Origin of the sequence: Streptomyces sp. NPDC006925 (assembly GCF_042869575.1) — a bacterium.
In the GTDB taxonomy this organism is placed as follows: domain Bacteria; phylum Actinomycetota; class Actinomycetes; order Streptomycetales; family Streptomycetaceae; genus Streptomyces.
Window position 1 is genome coordinate 273,284 of the sequence record NZ_JBIAGB010000007.1, and the last position, 20,352, is coordinate 293,635.

16 protein-coding genes are annotated in these 20,352 nt (G+C 74.1%); 6 read left to right on the plus strand and 10 right to left on the minus strand.

Annotation, left to right across the window (positions count from 1 at the left end; genetic code table 11):
* The first annotated feature begins 3 nt into the window (after window positions 1–3).
* Window positions 4–1,434, plus strand: coding sequence for a beta-ketoacyl-ACP synthase 3 (locus ACFYNS_RS13240; protein WP_388602630.1), 1,431 nt, complete (start codon window positions 4–6; stop codon window positions 1,432–1,434).
* Window positions 1,431–2,675 (plus strand): beta-ketoacyl-[acyl-carrier-protein] synthase family protein, encoded by a 1,245-nt coding sequence (locus ACFYNS_RS13245; protein WP_388602632.1) that lies wholly within the window; start codon window positions 1,431–1,433, stop codon window positions 2,673–2,675. Before ACFYNS_RS13240 ends, ACFYNS_RS13245 begins: the two co-directional genes overlap by 4 nt.
* On the opposite strand, the gene ACFYNS_RS13250 is transcribed toward ACFYNS_RS13245, so the two are convergent.
* From ACFYNS_RS13250 to ACFYNS_RS13260, 3 genes are all read right to left on the minus strand, one after another.
* Complete coding sequence (locus tag ACFYNS_RS13250; RefSeq protein ID WP_360291004.1) at window positions 2,659–2,844, minus strand: hypothetical protein; 186 nt, start codon at window positions 2,842–2,844, stop codon at window positions 2,659–2,661. The two genes, ACFYNS_RS13245 and ACFYNS_RS13250, sit on opposite strands and share 17 nt — an antisense overlap.
* A gap of 154 nt (window positions 2,845–2,998) precedes the next feature.
* Window positions 2,999–3,616: a hypothetical protein gene (locus ACFYNS_RS13255; RefSeq protein WP_360291007.1), complete on the minus strand. Its 618-nt coding sequence runs from the start codon at window positions 3,614–3,616 to the stop codon at window positions 2,999–3,001.
* Window positions 3,617–3,714: 98 nt separating this feature from the next.
* Window positions 3,715–4,308, minus strand: a complete 594-nt coding sequence (locus ACFYNS_RS13260; protein ID WP_360291010.1) for a hypothetical protein — start codon at window positions 4,306–4,308, stop codon at window positions 3,715–3,717.
* Window positions 4,309–4,934: 626 nt separating this feature from the next.
* Between ACFYNS_RS13260 and ACFYNS_RS13265 the strand changes: the two genes are divergently transcribed.
* Complete coding sequence (locus ACFYNS_RS13265; RefSeq protein WP_388602669.1) at window positions 4,935–7,004, plus strand: SpoIIE family protein phosphatase; 2,070 nt, start codon at window positions 4,935–4,937, stop codon at window positions 7,002–7,004.
* A 51-nt stretch (window positions 7,005–7,055) separates the two neighbouring features.
* Here the strand turns inward: ACFYNS_RS13265 and ACFYNS_RS13270 are convergent, their stop codons facing one another.
* Genes ACFYNS_RS13270 through ACFYNS_RS13290 form a run of 5 tightly spaced genes read right to left on the minus strand, consistent with a single transcriptional unit; the run spans window position 7,056 to window position 12,564 of the window.
* Window positions 7,056–8,231 (minus strand): MFS transporter, encoded by a 1,176-nt coding sequence (locus ACFYNS_RS13270; RefSeq protein WP_388602634.1) that lies wholly within the window; start codon window positions 8,229–8,231, stop codon window positions 7,056–7,058.
* Complete coding sequence (locus tag ACFYNS_RS13275; RefSeq protein WP_388602636.1) at window positions 8,231–8,851, minus strand: GNAT family N-acetyltransferase; 621 nt, start codon at window positions 8,849–8,851, stop codon at window positions 8,231–8,233. Before ACFYNS_RS13275 ends, ACFYNS_RS13270 begins: the two co-directional genes overlap by 1 nt.
* Window positions 8,844–10,139, minus strand: coding sequence for a type III PLP-dependent enzyme (locus tag ACFYNS_RS13280; protein ID WP_388602638.1), 1,296 nt, complete (start codon window positions 10,137–10,139; stop codon window positions 8,844–8,846). The genes ACFYNS_RS13275 and ACFYNS_RS13280 overlap by 8 nt, the downstream gene beginning before the upstream one ends.
* Window positions 10,136–11,458, minus strand: a complete 1,323-nt coding sequence (locus ACFYNS_RS13285) for a DUF6271 family protein (protein WP_360291021.1) — start codon at window positions 11,456–11,458, stop codon at window positions 10,136–10,138. Before ACFYNS_RS13285 ends, ACFYNS_RS13280 begins: the two co-directional genes overlap by 4 nt.
* A complete protein-coding gene (locus tag ACFYNS_RS13290; RefSeq protein WP_388602641.1) occupies window positions 11,440–12,564 on the minus strand; it encodes a phytanoyl-CoA dioxygenase family protein in 1,125 nt (374 codons plus the stop codon). The genes ACFYNS_RS13285 and ACFYNS_RS13290 overlap by 19 nt, the downstream gene beginning before the upstream one ends.
* A 574-nt stretch (window positions 12,565–13,138) precedes the next feature.
* Here ACFYNS_RS13290 and ACFYNS_RS13295 point away from each other — a divergent pair.
* Window positions 13,139–14,722, plus strand: coding sequence for a glycoside hydrolase family 3 N-terminal domain-containing protein (locus tag ACFYNS_RS13295; protein ID WP_360291027.1), 1,584 nt, complete (start codon window positions 13,139–13,141; stop codon window positions 14,720–14,722).
* 107 nt (window positions 14,723–14,829) lie between these two features.
* Here ACFYNS_RS13295 and ACFYNS_RS13300 read toward each other — a convergent pair whose 3' ends face one another.
* Window positions 14,830–15,426, minus strand: a complete 597-nt coding sequence (locus ACFYNS_RS13300) for a TetR family transcriptional regulator (RefSeq protein ID WP_360291090.1) — start codon at window positions 15,424–15,426, stop codon at window positions 14,830–14,832.
* Between the two features lie 114 nt (window positions 15,427–15,540).
* Between ACFYNS_RS13300 and ACFYNS_RS13305 the strand changes: the two genes are divergently transcribed.
* Entirely contained in the window at window positions 15,541–17,010 is a 1,470-nt protein-coding gene (locus tag ACFYNS_RS13305; protein WP_388602643.1) for an FAD-dependent monooxygenase, read from the plus strand.
* 33 nt (window positions 17,011–17,043) lie between these two features.
* Here the strand turns inward: ACFYNS_RS13305 and ACFYNS_RS13310 are convergent, their stop codons facing one another.
* Window positions 17,044–19,092, minus strand: a complete 2,049-nt coding sequence (locus ACFYNS_RS13310; RefSeq protein WP_388602646.1) for a prolyl oligopeptidase family protein — start codon at window positions 19,090–19,092, stop codon at window positions 17,044–17,046.
* A gap of 218 nt (window positions 19,093–19,310) precedes the next feature.
* On the opposite strand from ACFYNS_RS13310, the gene ACFYNS_RS13315 reads away from it, so the two are divergent.
* Complete coding sequence (locus tag ACFYNS_RS13315) at window positions 19,311–20,210, plus strand: FAD-dependent oxidoreductase (RefSeq protein ID WP_360291036.1); 900 nt, start codon at window positions 19,311–19,313, stop codon at window positions 20,208–20,210.
* The last annotated feature ends 142 nt before the right edge of the window (window positions 20,211–20,352 follow it).

Genomic DNA, 20,352 nt, shown 5'->3' on the forward strand with positions numbered 1-20,352 from the left:
CCGGTGGCGTCCCGGACACCCCAGCACGACGGACGGTCCGGTGTGGTGTGCGGCATCGGCGCCTCGCTGCCGCCCGCGGAGCGGAGCAACGCGGATGTGGCGCGCGAGGGGGACCTCGCCACCAGCGACGAGTGGATCCGCTCGCGTACCGGCATCGCGCGCCGCCGCCGCGCGGGCCCCGGCATCGCCACCGGGGACCTGGCGACGGCCGCCGGAGGGGCCGCGCTCCAGTCGGCGGGCGGCGCCGCTCCCGACCTGGTGCTCCTGGCCACGACGACACCGGACCGGCGCTGCCCCGCGACGGCTCCGGAGGTGGCGCACCGGCTCGGTCTGGGGCCCGTCCCCGCCTTCGACCTGGCAGCGGTCTGCTCGGGGTTCGTCTACGCGCTGACCGTGGCCACCGGGCTGGTCCGGGCCGGGCTCTGTGAACGGCCCCTGGTCATCGGCGCGGAGACCTACTCCAGCATCGTCGACCCCCGGGACCGGGACACCGCCGTCGTCTTCGGCGACGGCGCGGGCGCCGTGCTGCTGCGCGCCGGAGAACGCGGGGAACCGGGCGAGGTGCTCGCCTGGGACCTGGGGGCGGACGGTGCGGGAAGCGATCTGATCGCCATCGCCGCGGGCGGTTCCGCCGCGTCCGGTGCCGCGGACCGGCCGCCGCGGGAGGACCGGTATCTGCGGATGCGGGGGAGGGAGGTGTACGCGCACGCGGTGCGCCGGATGACGGAGTCGTCCCGTACCGCTCTGCGGCGGGCGGACTGGCGGGCATCGACGCTCGGCGCGTTCATCGGGCACCAGGCCAACCAGCGGATTCTGGACACGGTCGGCGACCGGCTCGGCGTCGCGGCCGAGCGCCGGTTCGGCAACATCCGCGACGTCGGCAACACCGCGGCCGCCTCCGTTCCGCTGGCGCTGGCCGACACCGCGGCCCGCGGCGTGGTGCGGCCGGGTGCCCCCACCCTCCTGACCGCCTTCGGGGGCGGGCTCACCTGGGGGTCGATCGCCCTGACCTGGCCCGGAGCCCGGGCGTGCGCCGACCCCCCCAGCCGGTCCCGCCACTTCGGCCGAGGACCGGTCACCCCACGACACGGACCTGCCCCACGACACGGACCTGCCCCACGACACGGACCTGCCACAGAACCGACAGCAGCGGGAGGAAGCGCCATGGACTCCGTCCACGACCATGTGATCACTGTGCTCACCGAGAAGTTCGACATCCCCGCCGAGGGCATCTCGCCCGGCACGACCCTGACCGAACTCGGCCTGGACTCCCTGGCCGTCACCGAGCTCCTGGTCACGCTCCAGGAGCGGTACGCCGTCGGCCCGCCCGACGACGCCGTCACCGGCGAGGCCACCCCCGAGGACGTCGCGGCACTGGTGCGGAAGCTGCAGAACGGGGCGCAGCGGTCCGCCGGGCAGGGGACGCCGGAGTGAGCGGCGGCGGTGCCGCGGCAGTGACCGGTCTGGGCCTGGTGACTCCGGCGGGCCTGGGAACCGAGCAGACCTGGCGGCGGGTGTGCTCGGGCCGGGCCACCGCGGCGGAGGACCCCGCACTCGCCGGGGCGCCGGTCGGGCTCTCGTGCCGGGTCGAGGGGTTCGAGCCCCGTCGGCACGTGGGCGGCGCCCAGCCCTGGCGGGACGACAGGTTCACCCAGTTCGCCCTGGTGGCGGCGCGGGAGGCGGTGCGGGACGCCGCCTTGGAGCCGCGCTCCTGGGACGGCGCACGGGTCGCGGTGGTCCTGGGCTCGGCGGCCGGCGGCGTGGGTACCTACGAGGAGCAGCACCACAGGTTCCTCACCACCGGGCACCGTGCGGTCTCCCCGCTCACCCTGCCGGCCTTCCTGCCGAACATGGCCGCCGGCCGGCTCGCCATCGACCTGGGAGTGCACGGACCGGTACTGCACACCGCGACGGCCTGCGCCTCGGGTGCGACCGCGGTGGCCGTCGCGGCCATGTTGCTGGACGCCGACGCCTGCGACATCGCCGTCGCCGGCGGCAGCGACGCCATGGTGACCCCGCTGTGCGCGACGGCCTTCGCCCGGGCGGGCGCCCTCTCCCGCCGGGTCGGTGATCCGGCCGGCGCCTCGCGCCCGTTCGACGCCGAGCGGGACGGCTTCGTGCTGGCGGAGGGCGCCGGAGCGCTGGTGCTGGAGCGCGCCGCGGACGCGGCGGCACGGCGTGCCCCCGTCCGCGCCCTGCTCGCCGGGCACGGTTCGTCCGCCGACGCGCACCACACGGTGGCGCCGGAGCCGGAGGGCCGCCGGCTGCGGAGAGCGGCGGAGCAGGCGCTGGACCGGGCCGGTGCCGCCCGCGCGGACGTGGACCACGTCAATGCCCACGGCACCGGAACCCCGCTCAACGACCGTACCGAGGGGGCCGTGCTGCACTCCCTCTTCGGCAGTGGTGCAGCGGTCACCTCGACCAAGGGGGTCACCGGGCACATGATGGGCGCGGCCGGTGCCGTGGAGGCGGCGCTGACCGTGCTGGCCGTGCAGCGCGGAACGGTACCGCCGACCGCCAACTTCCGCGGGGCCGACCCCGGGGCCCGGGAGCTCGACCTCGTGCACGGGACCGCGCGTGCGCGGCCCGTGGGACTGGCCCTCAGCAACTCCTGCGGATTCGGCGGCCACAACGTGGTGCTGGCGTTCGTCTCCGCTGCTACGTCGGCGGGTTGAGAGGACCGATTCGGGGCGGGGCCGCCGTGTGCTGCGGTGCGGGCGCCTTCTCGTCCGGCTCGGTGCCGGTGCGGGGCGCCGCCGCGTGGCGCTCGGGGGCCGGCTCCGGGTCGCCGGACGGTGCGGATCGGTGTGCCATGGCCAGCGCGTAGTGCTCCGGATCGGTCATGCCACAGGGGTACCGCGCCCGGCCCCCGGCACCGGAGAGCCTCGCCGGGTATCACCCATGCTGTGGTACGGCACTCCGCGGCCGACCGCCCGAGTGGCCCCGGCCGGTCCCCCTGTTCGGCGTACCGGGGACCGGCCGGGGAAGGCGCGCGGCGTCAGCCGCAGTGCTGGGCCCGCTCGTCGTCGGTCATCTGGCGGGTGTGCTGGGTCTTGGTGCTGGGCGCGTCCGGTGCCGGGCCGGTGGCCTCGAAGGGGACGTACCAGATGTAGTGGCCGTGGAACCGGTCGGGGAAGTGCATCTCGTACTGCCCGCTGACGGTCTGCAGCTGCGCCTCGCGCGTGACCCAGCCGACCTCACCCGGCCGGACGTCGATGTTCGTCTGGTCCGTCTCGGTGTGCGAACTCTCCCAGGTGTGCTGGTAGTTCGTCTCGATGCTGACCTTGAACACCTCGGCGAAGCCGTACTCCGCGCTCAGCGACACGCCCACGCTGTTGCTCTCGCTGGTGGTGTCGGACCAGCCGACGGTCGAGCGCTGCAGGTCCTGGGTGCAGTTGAAGGCGCTGTCGCCGACCTGGTGCGCCTCGCCCATCGAGTCGCGGGGCGGCCCGTCCGGGTGGAAGACGCAGACGTCGGTGCCGTTGTCGCACTTGTCGAGCAGTTCGCGGATGGTCGGCGGATTGTCGTCGGCCTGCGCCACGCCGGGGGCGAGCGCGGCGCTGCCCGCGGTGGCCAGGGCTGCGAACAGGACGGACCACTTGACGCGCTGGTTCATGGGGGCTTCTCCTCACGGAAGGTGGGGGCGGCGGAAGAGTGCCGGGGCGGTGGCGGGGCAGGGCGGAGTGCACCGGGCGCCCGTCCCTCCCCTCGGCGTCAGCTGAACCCGATGGACTGCGTGCGGTCGTTCATGAACGAGCCGATGTCCGCGGTGTTCTCCTTGAACGGTCCGTCCCGGTCGCCGCCGAGGTCGGGCTCGGGGTAGAGCCAGAGCCAGCAGTTGCCCCAGGGCTGCACCGAGGAGATGCGGTTCTTCCAGGCGTCCTGCAGGTCGTACTGGTAGTCGACCCAGCCGTCCTTCTCGCACAGGCCCTCGCCGGTGATGGTCAGCGAGTCGCCGCCGAAGTCGACGTCCTCGAAGAAGGTGCCCTGGATGACGCCGTCGGCCTGCCGGTCGCTGTCCGCCGCCAGCGACCGGGCCCGGGCACGGAGCCCGCTGTCGTGGGCCGCCGCGCGGGCGGAGGCGGGAGCGTCGTCGATGCGTCCGTCGCTGGCGTGCTCGACTGCCGCGGTGAAGTCGGCGAAGCAGCGCTCGGCGCCGGTGTTGAGGTCGAGGGTGCAGTGTCGCGGTCCGCCTCCGCCGCTCGGCGGGGCGGCTTGGGCGACCGGTGCCGTCACGGCCCCGGCCAGCAGTACGGAGGCGGCCAGGGTGACCGTACGTCGAGTGCGGTGTCTCGGCCGGGAGTGCATGTGATCCTCCAACTGTTCGTGGGGCACGCCGGTTTGGCGTGGAACAGCAGTACGCGTGCTCGCTGGTTCCCGGCTGAAACAGCAAGCCCGGTATTGCCCGGAAGTTACCGGACGTAACAGGGGTGATTCCCGGAAGGTGCCCGGAATTGTGGGGCCCGGGCCAGAGCGTCCGCGCGGGCCGCGCGGACGGGGAGGGATGCCTGCCGGGCAGCCGGACCGCTCTGGGGATCCGGAGCCCGCGCCCCGCCCGATTGCGCCGCCCCGGGAGGTCGCACGCGCGTCCGGCCGGCGGGGGTGCGGGAGCCCCGTGGCAGCACGGATGCCGGACCGCGTACCGCCGTCCCCCGGGATCCCGCCCGGCCCATCCGGTCCGGTGACACGCGCGGGCGGCGCCGTGTCCGGCGGCGCCCTCCGGTCTCCCGCCCGCGCGGCTACCTGGCCGCCCGTCGGTGCGCCGCCACCGGAGCGCGGACCTGTACCGGAACAATGTCAGGCGGCGGCCGGGTGCGCACAGTGCGCCGCACCGGCTGCCCTGGCTACCTGCGTCCAGTTCCGGGAGCGGTGTGAGCGATACGGTGCGGTCCGCTGAAGCCGACGAACCCGACTGGGGGCGGCTGGACGCGGTGATGTCCGAGGCGATGGCTGCCACCGGCGCCTCGATGGGGCTGCTGTACCTGCTGCCGCCCGGCGAGCGGGTGCTCCGCCTCGCCGTGGTGGTCGGGGTCTCCCGGCGGATCGCCGCGCCGTGGGCCCGGGTGCCGCTGGAGGCACCGATCCCGGTGGCCGTCGCGATGCGCCAGCGGCGGATCGTGTGGCTGGCCAGCCAGGAGGAGATGGCCCGCCGCTATCCGAGAGTCGGCCTGGTGCTGCCCTACGACTTCCGGCTGGCCGCCGCACCCATCCTCACCTCCGGTTCGGCGCGCGGCGGCATCGTGCTGCTGTGGCCGTCCGCCCACCCGACGCAGCTGAGCACCCACGAACGCCACGTCATGGGGGCCAGCTGCCGCAGCGCGAGCCGCGTCCTGCGGCAGGCCGCCGACACCGGCCGTCCGCTGCTGCCCGGGGACGAACCCCGGCTGCTGGAGCCGGGGCCGCCGCGTGAACCCGGACCCGCCGAGGCCGTGGCCGCCTTCACGTTCCTCGAACGCCTCCCGGACGGCTGCTGCTCCCTGGACGTGGAGGGCCGGATCGTCCTCCTCAATCCGGCGGCAGCGGCGCTGGTGGGTGCCGATGCGGAGTCGCTGCTGGGAACCCGGCCCTGGGAGTCGCTGCCGTGGCTGCACGATCCGGTGTTCGAGGACCGGTACCGGGCCGCGGTGATCGCCCGGCAGCCCACGACCTTCACCGCGCGGCGTCCACCCGACACCTGGCTCTCCTTCCGGCTGTTCCCCGGCGAGGGCGGGGTGAGCGTGCACATCACACCCGCCGCCACCGAGCAGGCCCTCCAACCGCCGGACCAGCCACCGGCCGAGGCGAGCCCGCCGGGCGGCGCCGCCGCCCTCTACCACCTCACCCATCTGGCGGCCGTGCTCAGTGAGGCGGTCGGTGTCGCCGACGTCGTGGAACTCGTCGCCGACCAGCTCGTGCCCGCCTTCGGCCCGGGCGCCATGGCCCTGCTGACGGCCGAGGAGGGGCGTCTCCACATCGTCGGGCACCGCGGCTTCGGGGCCGAGGCGATGGAGCGTTCGGACGCGGTGCCGCTCTCCTCCGGAGCACCCGCGGCACGCGTCCTGGCTTCCGGCGTCCCGGCCTTCTTCGCGAGCGCCGCCGACCTGGAGCGGGCTCACGCGCACAACGCCCAGCGGGACGGGATGTCCGCCTGGGCGTTCCTGCCGCTGACCGCGTCCGGCAGGCCCATCGGCACCCTCGTGCTCGCCTACGACCAGCCCCATTCCTTCACCTCTCCGGAACGGGCCCTCTTCACCTCCCTGGCCGGACTGATCGCACAGGCGCTCGACCGTGCCCGGCTCTACGACACCCAGCGGCACCTGGCCCACAGCCTGCAGACCGGACTGCTGCCGCACAGCCTGGCCCGCATCCCGTCGCTGGAGGTCGCCGCCCGCTATCTGCCCGCCGGACGCGGACTGGACATCGGGGGCGACTTCTACGACCTCGTCCGCAGCGGCCCCGGATGCGCCGCCGCCGCCATCGGCGACGTCCAGGGACACAACACCACAGCAGCCGCGCTGATGGGGCAGGTGCGCACAGCTGTCCACACCCACGCGACCGGCGGCGCGCCCCCCGGTGAGATCCTCGCCCGCACCAACCGACTCCTCATCGACCTGGACACCGGCCTGTTCACCAGTTGCCTGTACGCGCACCTCGACCTGGCGCGGAACGAGGTCAGCCTTGCCACGGCGGGACATCCGCCGCCCCTGCTGCGCCACCCGGACGGCCGTACCGAGATCCTCGACCTGCCCCCCGGGTTGCTGCTCGGCATCGAGCCGGGCAGCGCCTACTCCACGGTCCGCGTCCCGCTCGAACCCGGATCCGTCCTGGCCCTCTACACCGACGGGCTCGTCGAGGTCCCCGGGGCGGACATCGGAGCGTGCACCGCCGCACTGGCCCGCCGACTGGCCGAGGCCACCGAGTCCGACCTCGATGCCCTCGCCGACGCCCTCGCCGACCCCTCCGCGCGGCAGGTGCCGGTCACCGACGACATCGCGCTGCTCCTGCTGCGTCCCACGGGCGCGTAGCCCGGTGGGTACGGGCCGCGGCCGGGGGCGCCCGGTGCGGTACGGCGGGGTTCAGCCGGACGTGGTGGTCACCTGCGGGGTCCACCGGATCCGGGTGCTGCACAGCGACACCACCACAGCCGAGGCGGCGACCGTCGCCATGCCCCAGGCCAGACTGCTCGCGCTCGCGATGAAGCCGATGAGGGGCGGCCCGGCCAGCAGCCCGGTCGTCCCCATGGCGGCGACGAGCGTCAGCGCGTCCGAGCCCGCCCTGGCCGCGGCCGCGTACACGCAGGGGGTGACCGCGGCGATGCCCAGGCCCACGCACGCGAACCCCGCCAGGGCCGGTACCACACCGCCGGCCGCGAGCGCGCAGGCCAGCCCGGCACCCGCCAGGGCGCTGCCCAGGAGGACGACCCGCCGGTCGCCCCAGCGGTTGCGCCAGCCGTCGGCGAACAGCCGCGCCAGGACCATCATCCCCGAGACCACCGCGATCCCCAGCGGCGCGATCTCGGCCGACGCCTCGGCGACATCCCGCAGATAGAGCGTGGACCAGTCGTTCATGGCCGCTTCGGTGACCGTACCGAGCACCATGGCGCAGCACATCCACAGCGTCACCCGGGACGGCGGCGCCCAACGGCCGCGGCCGGGCTTCTCCGCCTCCGCGGTGGCACCGCCGTCCGCCGGCAACCCGGTCCGCGCGTATCCGCCCAGCACCAGCAGGACGGCCGCCGCGGCACCGAAGTGCGCCCCCACCGACGGGGTCAGCGCGTTCATGGCCGAGGCGAGCAGGGCCGCCAGCAGAGACCCGCCGCTGAAGACCGCGTGCAGCCGCGCCATGGCGTTGCGCCCGAACCGCTCCTCCAGCGCCGCCCCCTGCGCGTTCATCGCGACGTTGAGGCATCCGACGAAGACCCCGTCGACGCACAGCACCAGCAGCGCGACCGGGTAGTCGGGCGCCGCCGCCAGCGCCGGCAGCAGCAGCGTCAGGCACAGGTGGGAGAGCAGCGCGAGCCGCAGCGAGCCCAGCCGTCTCATCAGCACGGCCACCAGCGGGAAGGACACTGCTGCACCGACCCCGGCGGCCATCAGCAGCATGCCGACCTGGGCGGCGGTCAGGCCGAGTCCGCTCTTGAGCGCCGGGATCCGGGAGGCCCAGGTGGCGTACTGGAATCCCAGGGAGCAGAACAGCGCGGCGATCGCCGTCTGGGCTCTGAGGAACGAACCGGCTGCGGTGGACACGTGCATCAACTCACCTCGTGATGCATCGCCGGGCCGCGCCTTGGTGCGCTCCTCGGAGCGGACGGGGTGCCGGGAGCGCGGACCGGCTTGGACATGTACACCGCACCCAGGCCGTATCCGCTCCCGGCGGGGACGACGTGCGGATGCGGCACGAACCCCCGCGCCGACCAGAACCCTTCACTGCCGCCGACGGAGACCAGCGAGATGCGTTCGTCCCCGCGTGCCCGGGCGATCCGGCCGAGGTGGCGCAGGAGGTGTTGCGCCAGACCCCTGCGGCGCAGCGGCCCGGCGACGACGATGTCGTGCAGATGGAGGTTGCCCGCCGCCGAGGGGACGGTGTGCGAAGCCTCGTCCGTCCGCTCCAGGCCGGGGTAGCGGAAGGCGGGGTAGGGCAGCGCCAGCACATAGCCGACGGTCCGCAGGCCGAGATCCAGCGTGAAGCAGGTGGCCGGTGAGGCGTTCGCCCGCGCCTGCAGCGCGGCCCGCCCCTCGGAGAGGCCGATGCTGCCGTAGGCGTCCCGCTCCAGTTCCGCGAGGGCGTCCCAGTCGCCTTCCACGATGGGGCGGATGCGGACGTTGGCGTCGCGGCGCGCCCGCTCGGCCGTCGAGCGCACCGGCTCAGCCATCGAGCACCTCCTCCGCGACGGAGGTGCTCTCCGGTGCCGCCCGCTGCCCGGCCGGCCGGCCCGGCGCGGGCGTGCAGTGGTGGGGGAGCGGGGCGATCCCGTTGAACCCGCGGGTGGTGTAGCTGGTCGCGTACGCGCCGCAGGACAGCACCCAGACCGGATCGCCCGACGCCAGCGCCCTCGGTACCGGCACCAGCCCGTGCTCGGCGGAGTAGGCGTCGTCGCTGTCGCAGGTGGGGCCCGCGACCACCGCGGGCACCTGAGGGCCGGAGGCGTGCCCCGGGAAGACCAGCCGGTACTGCACAGCGTCCATCTCGTAGAGGCCGTTGAACTTGCCGCAGCTCAGATACAGCCAGTACTGCTCCTCGCCGTCCGGCCCGTGGCGTCTGGCGAGGCGGCTGACCCGGGCCCGGATCGCCCCGTGGTCGGCGACGAGATGGCGCCCCGGCTCCACCACGAACTCCAGGGAGCCGCCCGCGGTGCGCCGCAGCTGGGTCATGCCCTCCCGCAGCACCGCGAAGATCCTGTCCAGTGGCGGTTCGAGGGGCCGCCCGTGCCGGTCGAGATATCCGAGCGCGGGCAGCCCGCCGCCGAGGTTGACGAGTTCGGGGCGGATGCCCCGCCCGACCAGGGTGCGCAGCACCCCGTCCAGCTCCTGCAGAGCGCCACGCCACGCCTCTGCCGTCATCTGCTGGGATCCGACGTGCACCGACAGACCCGAGGGCACCAGCCCCGCGGCCCGGGCGGCCTCCAGCACCGCCGCTGCCTCGCCCGGCGGGCACCCGAACTTGGTGCCGAACCCCCACACGGCACCCTCGCCGCTGGTCAGCACCCGGCAGAAGACCCGCGATCCGGGGGCGTGGGCGGCGACGGCGGCCACGTCCTCCAGGCTGTCGGTGGCGAACTGCCGGATACCGAGCCGGTACGCGGCGGCGATGTCCGCGTCGGACTTGACGGTGTTCCCGTAGTGCATCCGCCCGGCCGGCACCCCCGCCCGCAGCGCCTGCCGCACCTCGTTCGGTCCGGCGGCGTCGACCCCCGCGCCCCTGCGCGCCAGTACGGCCAGCACCTCCTCCACCGGGCACGCCTTCATCGCGAACCGGACCCGGACGCCGGGCAGTTCCCGGCACAGGGTGTCGTAGCTGCGCGCGATGCCCGCCAGGTCGAAGACGATCCGGTCGGTGTCCGCCGCGGTGAGCGCCGCGGTGAGCGCCGTGGCCGGGTGCGCACCGGGGGCGGCGGCGTCCGGGAGGGCCGGCCCGGGCCGCACCGGGGTGTCCGTGCTCATCGGTGGCTCACCTCCGGCTCGGCGGTCACCGGTGTGCGCCGGGCGGCGGCGACCAGTTCCGCCCATGCCCCGGTCAGCAGCGCGAAGTCCGCGATGTCGCTGCGTGCCTCGTCCAGCAGCTGCTCCCGGTCGGTGCTCAACTGGTCGGCGACGGTCGCGTAGCGGCCGCCCAGCCTGCGGTAGGCCGTCTCCAGCGTGTCGAGCCGCTGGACGTTCTCCCGCTGGTCCAGTGCGGTGCTCCGGTCGGCGAGTTCGGCGATCGCGGAGCCGCGCACCTGCCCGTCGCCGTCGAGCAGCGCGTCGCCCGCGCGGGCCATCGCCTCGTAGAGGGAGTGGAAGTAGAGCATCGACAGCAGGAACTTGGTGAAGCGCCGCTGGTAGGCGAGAAAGCCCTGGTCCGTGCGCCGCTCGGTGGTGTGGTAGTTGATGATGTTCCGGTTGTGCAGCACACCGGGCAGCCCGGCGTGACGGACGAGGTGGAGCAGGAAGTAGTCGCTGCCGATGGTGTCCCGTGCCGGCGGCAGCGGCACCCTTTCGTGCACGCCGTGGAAGCTGACGTTGCACATGTCCACCCGCATCGGGTCCACCAGCGTCAGCAGCGAGTGGTCCCGCTCGAAGGGCCGGGTGCCGGCGCCCAGGAACGACTCCCGCACCAGCTCCCGCTTCTGCCGAGTGGACCAGTGCGCGGGCGCCCACAGGGCGACGACCTCGTGGTGGATGTCCGGGGCGGTGCTCGGCATGTCCCCGAGGTCCACCGACGGTGCCCCGATGAACGAACCGCCCACCAGCGCGATGCGCCTGCCGATGTGCTCCGCCGCCAGCGCGGTCTCCGCCACGTGCGCCGCAGCGTCACCGGCCCGCTCGCCCAGCGACATCAGCTCCTGGTGCACGGGGAAGACGGGGGAGCCGTCCACGGTCTGGTACCGGCTGTCGGAGTCCCTGCGGTGCACCGACTCGCAGCCGAGCGCGGCGGCGAGCAGGAAGGCGCGGTCGGTGCAGGCGCCGTAGGAGAGCGCTTCGGGCAGCAGCAGTTCGCGCAGCAGAGCGGGTTCGGCGTACCCGGTGCGCTCGGTCACCCGCCGCAGGAAGTCGGCCTGCCGGCCCTCGTCCAGGTGGTGGACGGTGACTCCGGGGGAGGGCGGCAGGTTCCGCACGGCCGCGGCGTGTTCGGCGTACACGGCCGCGGAGCAGGAGTCGAGGATCAGCAGCCGGACCTCGATGCCGAAGTGCGCGGCGGCGTAGACGGCCTCCGCGCCGACGGCTGCGATCGTGGCGGCGCAGGGCCTGTTGGTGGGCAGGGTCAGACAGATACGGCGCATGTCTCTTCCCCGGTGGCCGCGGTGGTCTCGGTGCCTTCGCTCTCGTTGGTGCCTTCGCGGGCGCCGGTGCCGGTGCCGGCGCCGCTTTGCGGGCCGTGCCAGGACTCCAGCCCCAACAGCTTGGCGCCCAGTCCGGTGAGTTCGGCCGGGCCGTACCGCTGGGACTCGTGCCGGTCCGGATCACCGACCAGGGTCGGGTTCCAGTCCGGGGTGCTCAGGTGGCGCCAGGAGTCGGTCCGCGACCGCCGCAGGCCGCGGTGGCTCTCCAGCGCGGGCATCATCGACAGGTACTGGACCGAGCGCACCCCCTGTTCGGAGGCGTTGGGCGAGACTCCGTGCGCGAGCAGCCCGTTCCAGATCAGCAGGTCACCGGCCGCGAGTTCGGGCCGCACCACGGGCATCTCCCGCCGGTCGACCGCGGGCCGGATCGGGTCGCGGTCCTCCGGCTGCAGGGCCTTCCACCGGTCGAACCGCCGGAAGAGTTCGGGGCAGCACTGGAAGCCGCCCAGGGTCGGTTCGGTCTCGTTGAGCGCGATGATGCCCTGCACCCGCTGCGGCGGGACGCCGAGCGAGGTGTCGATGTCCCAGTGGAGTTCGATGTCGAAGCCCCGCTCCCGGCGCTCGATCAGGGCCCGGTCCCGGTTGCGGATGTTGGGCGGATTGAGGTTGAGCCGGTCCAGGGTGACCCACAGCTCCTCGCAGTCCCACACGTCGACGAAGGCGTCGTACACCCGCTGAGTCTGGCGGCTGTCCCAGATGAGCTGGTGGTGGTAGGCCTCGACGAACCCGTAGATGTGCAGCTCCCGTTCCAGGTCGGAGCGGAAGGTGCGCTCCTGGTACCAGGTCTCCGGGCGGTCCGGGTCGAGTCCCTGGAAGTCCCAGGCGAAGTCCAGCAGGCGCCGTGCGGACGAAGCGGGGATCGCCTGCTTCACCACGATGTAGCCGAAGGTCTGCCAGAAGGTGAAGTCCTCCTCGGACAGCACCCGCAGGGGGCGGGTCTTGCGGAGCTCGCGCAGCGGCGTCCGCGCCAGGTAGGTGTCGCCGTCCGTGCTGAAGTAGGGGATGTTCGATGCGGCTCGATAGAGGTAGGGGTCAGACGTCGCCATGCGGTACTCCAGGTGCTCACTGCCGTCCCCGGGAGGGCGAGCGGCAGCCGTACGGCCGGTGGGTGTGCGGTAGTCGTACGTCCGGTGGGTGTGCGGTGGCAGGTGACCGGCCGGCTGGCAGGGGTGCGGTTCGCGGCCGGGTTGCGGCGCGGAGGGCGAGGTACGACGGGGCGCTCGGCGCCGGTCGCCGGTCGCCGGTCGCCGGTCGCGGACGGCGGGCGCCCGCGACCGTCCCCTGGTCCACGGGCGGGTCACGTTGCGACGGTCCGGAGGCGCAGCGATGCGGGGCGCTCCGCTGCGAAACGGAACGCGTGCCACATGTGTCTCTCCTTTGGCTCGCGCCCCACCAAAGTTGGACTAGACCAAATCGAATGTCAACTCCCGTCGGCCCGGAGCCCGGTGGCGGTATCGCGCCGTGCGGTGCCGGGGCGCGGTCCTCCGAAGTGCGGAGGCACTCCTTGACGCGTGTGGTTAATCTGGGGCGTACAGCGTTGGTCTATACCAAGATGATCGGCGGCGCGGAGACCGTTCCCTGCCGCCGCTGACGTACCCGTCTCACCGAAAGGCGCGGTCGATGTCCGCCAAGAAACACAGCAGCGAGTTGCGCCGACTCGCGCTCTCCGTCCTGCAGCCGGGATTCGTCGGCACCGAGGCGCCCGACTGGATCCTGCGCGAGATCGGCGACGGGCTGGCGTCCGTCGTGCTCTTCTCCCGCAACATCGCCTCGCCCGACCAGGTCGCCCGGCTGACGGCCCGGCTCCGCGCGGAGAACCCCGACCTCGTCGTCGCCATCGACGAGGAGGCGGGCGACGTCACCAGGATGGAGTGGGCGACCGGCTCGACGCGGCCGGGCAACTTCGCCCTCGGCACCGTCGACGACCCGGAGCTGACCGAGGCCGTCGCCGCCGACCTGGGCCGCCAACTGCGCTCCGCCGGAGTGAGCCTGGACTACGCACCCAGCGCGGACGTCAACTCCAACCCCGACAACCCCGTCATCGGGGTCCGGTCCTTCGGCGCGTTCCCCGAGCTGGTCTCCCGCCACACCGCCGGGTGGATCCGCGGACTCCAGTCCTCCGGCGTGGCCGCCTGCGTCAAGCACTTCCCCGGGCACGGGGACGTCGCCGCCGACTCGCACCACGAGCTGCCCACCTACGGTGCCGCCGCGGCCGAGATCACCGCGCAGGCGCTGCCCCCCTTCCGGGCGGCGCTTCAGGCCGGTGTCCGCGCGGTGATGAGCGGTCATCTGCTGGTCCCCGCCTACGACCCCGAACTCCCGGCCACCCTCAGCCGGCCCGTGCTCGAAGGGCTGCTGCGGCAGGAGCTGGGATTCGACGGCCTGATCGTCAGCGACGCCATCGAAATGGGTGCCGTCACCCGGCGCTACGGGATCGAGGGAGCAACGGTGCGGGCCGTCGCGGCCGGGGTGGACGCCATCTGCGTCGGCGGGGAGAGCGCCGAGGAGGCCACGGTGGGGCAGCTGGTCGACGCGCTGGCCGGTGCCGTCGCCGACGGTGGCCTGTCCGGGGAGCGGCTGGCCGAAGCTGCGGCCCGGGTCGCGGAGTTCGCCGACTGGTCGGCGCGGCTGCGCGCGGACCGGAGTGCCCGGGGAGCGGGTGAGGACATCGGTCACGTCGCCGCCCGCCGTGCCGTCCGGCTCGGCGGGGCGGCCGGGGAGAGTCTGCCCCTGCGCGCCGCGCCGCACGTGGTGGAGCTGGTGCCGGTCACCAACATGGCCGTCGGCAAGCAGACCCCGTGGGGCGTCGCAGCTCCGCTGCAGGAGCGGCTTCCGGGTACGACGTCCGCGCGGGTGCGCGGCGACGAACTGCAGGAGCGCGCCGTCACACTGGAGGGCTGTGCGCTGGCGCCCGCCGCGGGGCGGCCGCTGGTCGTGGTGGTCCGGGACGCGTCCCGGCACGCGTGGATGAGCCGGGCGGCCGCCGCGCTCACCGCCGCGCGACCGGACGCGATCGTGGTGGAGATGGGATTGCCCGGTGACACCGCCGAGGGGGCCGCGCAGATCTACACCCACGGCGCCAGCGCCGCTTCGGGGGTGGCCGCGGCCGAGGTGCTGGCAGGTGTCCGGGGGCAGGCGGGCGCAGGGACGGGTGAGGCGGCCTCCCGGGCCGCTGTCTCCGGGAGCGTGTCCGGAGCGGCCTGAGGGGCGGCGGCTCCCGGCGGCCTCGAGGCCGCCGCTCAGGTGCCCGTCGGCCCCGGTGCGGCCCCGCCGGGCGCCGCCGGGCGCCGAAGAGGCCCGTCCGCGGTCGCCTACGGGTGGGCCGCGGTCAGATAGCGCTGCAGTGTGGGCCCCAGCCATGCCACGATCTCCTCCCGCTCCAGTGCCACGGCCGGTGGCAGCCGCAGCACGTAGCGGGTCAGCCCGAGGCCCAGCAGTTGGGAGGCGGCCAGCGCGGCCCGTACCGGTGCCTGCTCCGGGTCGGGGTGCATCTCCCGGACGACGGGGAGGAGTTGTTCCTGGAAGATGCGCTGCATGCGCTGCGCTCCGGCCTCGTTGGTCGCGCCGACCCGGAGCAGCGCCGTGAGCTCTCCGTCGCCTTCCCAGATCCCCAGGAAGTGCGCCACCAGGGTGTGTCCGATGCGCTCGCGCGGCAGGGCGCCCGGATCCGGCAGTTCCAGGTCCACGGTGACGGCGGCGGCGAACAGCCCCTCCTTGTTGCCGTAGTAGCGCATCACCATGGACGGATCGATGCCGGCGTCCCGGGCGATGGCGCGGATCGTCGCCCGCTCGTACCCGTCGGCGGCGAAGCGCTCGCGGGCGGCTTCGAGGATGGCGGTCCGGGTCGTCGCGGAGCGCCGCGGGGCGGCGGGGGCGGGGGGCTTGCTTCGCGTCACGTCGGCGAGCATATGCCAACGTGCGTTGGCCAACAAGTGTTGACGACTCCTGCCCCGGGTCCTAACGTTGCCGCCGTGTGGTCAACGAGTGTTGGCCAACAGTCGTTGGCAGTCCAGGAGGTCCTGATGAGCAGCACGACTGAATCCGCCACCACCCCCGGCACCCGCACCGTGATCGTGGTCGGCGCAGGCCCCACCGGCCTCCTCCTCGCCGGTGACCTGGCCGCTGCGGGCCTCCCGGTGACGCTCCTGGAGAAGCGCGGTGCGGGGATCAGCAACCTCTCCCGCGCCTTCGTCCTGCACGCCCGCACCCTCGAACTCCTCGACGCGCGGGCACTCGCCGACGACCTGGAGGCCGTCGGCCGGCCTCTGGAGCGGCTGCGCCTCTTCGGAAGGCTGACCATCGGGCTGGACACTCTTCCCAGTCGCTTCAACCACCTCCTGGTCCTCCCGCAGTACGAGGTCGAGAAGGTCCTGCACCGGCGCGCCGTCGACGCCGGTGTCGACTTCCGGTACGAGACCGAACTGACCGGTCTGACCCAGGACACGGACGGCGTGGCGGTCCACGTACGCGGACCGGCCGCGGATTCCGGGACCCTCCGAGCCTCCTACGTGGTCGGCGCCGACGGCATGCGCAGCGCCGTACGCGAGGCGATCGGGCTCCCCTTCCCCGGCCGTTCCGTCATCAGCTCCGTCGTGCTGGCCGATGTGCGACTGGCCGAGCAGCCCGAGTCGCTCCTCACCGTCAACGCCGTCGGGGACGCCTTCGCGTTCATCGCGCCGTTCGGCGACGGCTACCACCGGGTCATCGGATGGCACCGCGGCCGAGCCCTCCCCGACCACGAGGCGGTCGCACTCGACGAGGTCAAGGACCTCACCCGCCGCGCACTGGGGCGGGACTTCGGGATGTACGACGCACGCTGGATGTCCCGCTTCCACAGCGACGAACGCCAGGCGCCCGCCTACCGGGTCGGCCGGGTATTCCTGGCGGGCGACGCCGCCCACGTCCATACTCCCGCCGGAGGCCAGGGCATGAACACCGGGTTGCAGGACGCGGCGAACCTCGGCTGGAAGCTCGCCCGGGTCGCGGACGGGCACGCCGCCGACGCACTGCTCGACACCTACCACTCCGAACGGCACCCCGTCGGGGCCTCCGTCCTGCGCAGCAGCGGCGGAATCGTCCGGCTCGCCATGGCCAAGACCCCCTGGGCGCGTGCCGCGCGCGGGGTCCTGACCACCGTCCTCGACACCGTCGGCCCGGTCCGCCGCGCGGTCACCGGACGGATCACCGGCATCGGCTACCGCTACCCGGCGCCGCGCGGCTCCCACCGGCTCACCGGCCGCCGCGTCCCCGACGTGCGCCTCGCGGGCGGCGGCCGCCTCCACGAGGCCCTGCGCGGCGGCCGGTTCGTGCTGATCGCCCCGAAGGCGGCCACGCCCCCGGCTGCCGGGGGAACCGGCCCACTGGCCGTACGGCACTGGGCGAGCGACCGTCGCACGGCCCTCCTGGTCCGCCCCGACGGGTACGCGGCGTGGGCCGCCGAGGCGCCCGGCCCGGACGCCGTCCGCGAGGCACTCCGGGCGCACCTGGGCTGAGGCGCCGGGCCCCGGCTCAGTCCGGGCCCCGGCTCAGTCCGGAACCCTGCCCGGGCCGCTCAGGGTGGTCCAGAGGAAGGTGTGGACCAGGGCCTCGACGAAGGCGGCCTGTTCGTGGTCGGCGGCACCCGCGTGCCCGCCCCCGGTGTTCTCGTAATACCGGACCGGTAGTCCCAGGTCGCGCATCCGAGCGGCCATCTTCCGCGCGTGGCCCGGGTGGACCCGGTCGTCACGGGTCGAGGTGGTCAGCAGCAGCGGCGGGTACCGGCGGTCGGCGGCCAGATTGTGGTACGGCGACCAGCGTCGCAGGTGCGCCCGCTCGTCACGGTCGTCGGGGTCGCCGTACTCGGCGATCCAGGAATTGCCGGCGAGAAGCTTGTGGAAGCGCAGCATGTCCAGCAGCGGCACCTCGGCGACCACCGCACCGAAGAGCTCGGGGCAGCGGGTGAGCATCACGCCCGTCAGTAGGCCCCCGTTGCTGCCCCCGGCGATACCGAGCCGCTCCGGAACGGTGATGCCCCGAGCCGTCAGGTCCCGTGCGACAGCGGCGAAGTCCTCGAAGGCCCGGTCCCGTTCGGCACCGAGCGCGGCGCGGTGCCACGCGGGACCGTACTCGCCGCCGCCGCGGATGTTCGCGACCACGTAGGTGCCGCCGCGCTCCAGCCACGTCCGGCCCGTCACCGCCGAGTAGGAGGGGGTGAGCGACACCTCGAACCCGCCGTAGCCGTACAGCAGCGTCGGTTCCGGGCCCTCCCGGTGGTCCGGTCCGACGACGAAGTAGGGCACCCGGGTCCCGTCCGCCGAGACGGCGAAGTGCTGCCGTACGCACAGCCCCTCGGCGGAGAAGCGGGTCGGTGCCCGCTTCAGCGTCTCCGGTTGCGGCGCGTCGGCCGCCACCCGGCACAGCGCGGACGGCTGCAGGTACCCGTCGACGTCGAAGAGGACCTCCTCCGCGTTCTCGTCCTCCTCGTCCGGAGCGGTCGCGGTCACGGTGGCCGTCGACAGCGGCGGCACCTCCCCCAGCGGACTGCGCGACCAGCCGCCGCCCGCGTTCGGGGTCAGCAGATGCAGACCGGAGGAGACGTCGGTGAGGGTCTCCAGGACGATATGGCGCCTGGTGGCGGCGTAGCCCTCCAGGACGGTGCGCTCGTCGGGCGTGAACAGCACCTCGTGTGACCGCTCGCCGCCCAGGAACGCGTCGAAGTCGAAGGCCAGCAGCGCTCCGGCAGGCCGCTCCAGCCAGGGCGAGCGCAGCCGCACCAGCAGCCACTGGCGGTGCACCCGGGCCAGCGAGTCGTCCGGCACCTCGATCCGCACCGGGGTGTCGTCCGGGCCCAGCAGGAAGAGTTCGCGGTGCCAGAAGTCCCGGTTCCGGGCGGCCAGGCTCCGCTCGAACCCCGGGGTGGGGTCGTGCCAGGCGGCGACCGACACATCCTCCTCCCGCCCCTCGAAGACCACCGGGGCCTCGGCGAGCGGGGTGCCGCGCTGCCACCGCCGCACCGTGCGGGGATAGCCCGACGCGGTGAGCGAACCGGGGCCGGTGTCGGTGCCGACGAAGAGGTGGTCCTCGTCGATCCAGCCGACCGAGCTCTTGGCCTCCGGCAGCGCGAAGCCGTGTCGCCCGTCCTCCACGAACGCGCGGGCTTCCAGGTCGTACTCCCGTACGACGGCGGCGTCCGCCCCGTCCCGGGACAGCTCCACCAGCGCCCGCCTCCGATCCGGCCGCCGCACCGAGGCGCCCGCCCACACCCAGGGCACGTCCTCGGCCGCGGCCAGCGCGTCCAGGTCCAGCAGCGTCTCCCAGCGCGGTTCCGGCAGCCGGTACTCCTCCAGGGTGGTGCGCCGCCACATCCCTCGGAGGTGGTCGGCGTCGCGCCAGAAGTTGTAAAGAAACGGCCCGCGGCGCCTGACGTACGGAATCCGCGCGGGATCGCCCAGGATCTCCCGCACTTCCCCGCGCAGCGTCTCGAACCCGGGGTCGGCGGTCAGTTCCGCCACGGTCTCCGCGTTGCGTTCGCGCACCCAGCCGAGCGCGGCGTCGCCCTCGACCTCTTCCAGCCACAGATACGGGTCGTCGTCCATCACCGCACGATTGTCCCCCGCGGCCGGCGACCGGCGGACCGGGGACCTGCCGCGACCTGACTCCGGCGGGAACGGCGACCGGGAGCACGGCGGTGTACCGGAGGCGAGCCGGTGATCGGATGGAGCCGGTCACGGGCCGCTCGCGTCCGGGATGGGACCGTGTGGGGCACGGCACTCCGGGAGCGGCCCGGCGCCGGTGTGCGGACGAGGGAGTGTGCGTGGAGCCGGAACTGGTGGTCGTCGGCGCCGGACCGGCAGGGGTCGCGGCGGTGCTCATGGCGGCTGGGCTGGGACTGCGCACGGTCCTCGTCGAGGCCGACCGGGTGGGCGGCAAGACGTGGGACATCGGCGCGCTGGAGAACGTTCCCGGAGGCTGGAGCGACGGCGCCGCCCTCGCCCGGGCGCTCGCCGCGGACGTCGATCGGGTGCGGGAGACCGGTCGGTGCACCCTCCTGCAGGCGCGCGCCCTCCGGGTACGAGCCCACCGGGGCCGGGCGGAGACCGTCCTCGCGGACGGCCGCACGCTCACCGCGGCCGCCGTGCTGGTGGCCACCGGGGCCACAGCGCTGACACCCGGGCACGCGGCGTGGATCGAGGCCCCGGAGGGGCTGCGGCCGCCCTCGTTGTGGCGGGCGCGGTCCGAGGACGTCGGGGCGGGGGATCCGGCAGTGGTGCTCGGTGCCGACCGCCCGCTCGGCACCTGGCTGCGGACCCGCCCCGAGACCGCCGCGCGGCTGGAGGTACTGCACCCCGCGGGAGACGCGTACAAGACGACGGAGGTCGCCGACGACGCCCGGGTACGGCTGTACGAGGTCGAGCACGCCACCGTGGTGTCCCTGGACAGCGGTTATCGGATCGCGGCGCGGTGCACCGACGGCCGGGTGCACGAGGTACGGACCCGGGCGCTGTTCGGCAATCTCGGCTCCCGTGCCGCGCCGCTCGACGGCGACCTCGCGCCCGGTCCCGACGGCTACTGCCCGCCCGCGGCCCAGCATCCCCGCCTCCTGGTCGCGGGTGACCTCCGGTCGGCCCGCCACCAACGCATCGTCACCGCCCAGGGCTCCGGGGCCGAGGCGGTGCTCACCCACTACTACGCGGGGCGGGGCGGTGCCGGCTGAAGCGGCTCACCGGCCGCCTCGTCCGCTACGCCTGCTGTGTGGACGGACGCGTGAGGGAGCGGGTGGGTGGGAGGTGTGTTCCTCCCGCCTGCCCGCTCCGTGGTGCGCCGCTGTGGTGTGGCGGTGGTGTTGCGTTGGTGTG